The 1,620-nt window shown below is 44.8% G+C and carries 2 protein-coding genes; both read right to left on the bottom strand.

The features are described 5' to 3' along the window. Window positions 1–201: 201 nt before the first annotated feature. Window positions 202–843 (bottom strand): type A-2 chloramphenicol O-acetyltransferase CatII, encoded by a 642-nt coding sequence (locus tag ACQUTI_RS26260; protein WP_001011939.1) that lies wholly within the window; start codon window positions 841–843, stop codon window positions 202–204. A 149-nt stretch (window positions 844–992) separates the two neighbouring features. Continuing rightward, the gene (locus ACQUTI_RS26255) at window positions 993–1,493 is read right to left on the bottom strand and encodes a hypothetical protein (protein ID WP_001239317.1); all 501 of its coding nucleotides are present in this window, start codon (window positions 1,491–1,493) and stop codon (window positions 993–995) included. Window positions 1,494–1,620: the final 127 nt, after the last annotated feature.

Raw genomic sequence — 1,620 nt, 5'->3', positions numbered from 1 at the left:
TTATTATGGTGATCCCCTGGGCGAAATGCGCCTGGTAAGCAGAGTTTTTGAAATGTAAGGCCTTTGAATAAGACAAAAGGCTGCCTCATCGCTAACTTTGCAACAGTGCCTTCTGAAACGAAATTACAGATTACGGTTAAAATATAAAAAAAAGCCACCAATCCTGCCGGATACGGTGGCTTAAATACAGAATTAATTAATTTATTTCAGTATGTTATCACACATCAGCTGAAGTGTATTGATAAACCTTGCTGCATGAAAACCATCACAGACTGCATGATGAACCTGTACAGAAACAGGTAATAGTACGCGGTCACCTTCCTGCTGAAACTTTGCCATTGTAAAAACCGGGGAAAAATAATCATCATTTCCGGTGATATTCAGATTAAATCCGTCAAAACTCACCCAGGGTAACGATGATATATTCAGGTGATTCTCCGGTAAATTTCCCTGCGGAAACAACCTGGTATCATGCTGATATTCTGCTGTTACCGCGTTATAACCCGCCATAAACTCACTGAGATCCGGAAAATAACGGCAGGACAGTGCGGAGAATGTTTCGGTTTCTTTATGAAAGACAGTAAAGACCGGGTCTGACTGTTCCCAGTAAATCAGTTCATTATCTTTCATTGCCATCCGGAACTCCGGAAACTGATTAACAGCCCGGGAGATCAGGTAAATCATCAGCGGATAAAACTTATAACCGGTTTTCGCCAGTGCAGTACGCAAAGCGGTAATATCGAGTTTGGTGGTCAGGCTGAATCCGCATTTAATCTGCTGACGATAAAGGGCAAAATGTTCCCTGCGATTCCAGGTATTCAGGTCAATCCGGGTAAAATTCATGGTTATTCCTTCTGATTAATAGTGAAAAATATTAATAATCAGAAGGCAGTCTGGTTGTCTCAATGGGTAACATTCCGTCCTCCGTAAGCTGTCTGGTATTCAGTAATAATACCCGATACGGGCTTAATCTGTATTAAGCCCGGTTTTATTTATTCCGGCCACTCATCCGCAAATACATAGCGGATCAGTTCTGCGGATTCACGGGGCGGTGCTCTCAGCACATCCGCCATTAAATCAATTTCCATCTGACAGGTTTGCAGCTTGTCTTCCGCCAGCACATACGGATCATCCGTCAGGAAACTATCGCCGTATTTATCCACCGACCCCTGTATTTGTGCCGAAAATAATGACTGAATTTCATCAGCGGAATAATGCGCAACCGGAGCCCCTTCACCGGCTGAATTCACCAGATCCAGCAACGCTCTGTTACCGATAATAAAGTCACGGTACCCGGCGGAAGCCTTTTTCATATCCGGCGGGCCAGACACTTCCGGATGCAGCACACGAAAGCAGAAGTCACCGGAGGTATCCTGCGCCAGTGCTTTCTGCAAAAATTCCAGCCGCATTTTCCCGTAATTAATCACCGCGTCATCCCCCGCGAGATAAAGCAGTTTTTTAATATTTTCGGTGGCCCACTGTTGCAGGCGCATATAGTACTCTAAACAGGGCACTGTTGCAAATAGTCGGTGGTGATAAACTTATCATCCCCTTTTGCTGATGGAGCTGCACATGAACCCATTCAAAGGCCGGCATTTTCAGCGTGACATCATTCTGTGG

The organism is Klebsiella sp. 7-CIP_Kleb. (assembly GCF_050378655.1).
GTDB lineage: Bacteria > Pseudomonadota > Gammaproteobacteria > Enterobacterales > Enterobacteriaceae > Klebsiella > Klebsiella quasipneumoniae.
Note: the sequence above shows the minus strand (reverse complement) of the source record. Positions and strands in the feature narration are given on the sequence as shown.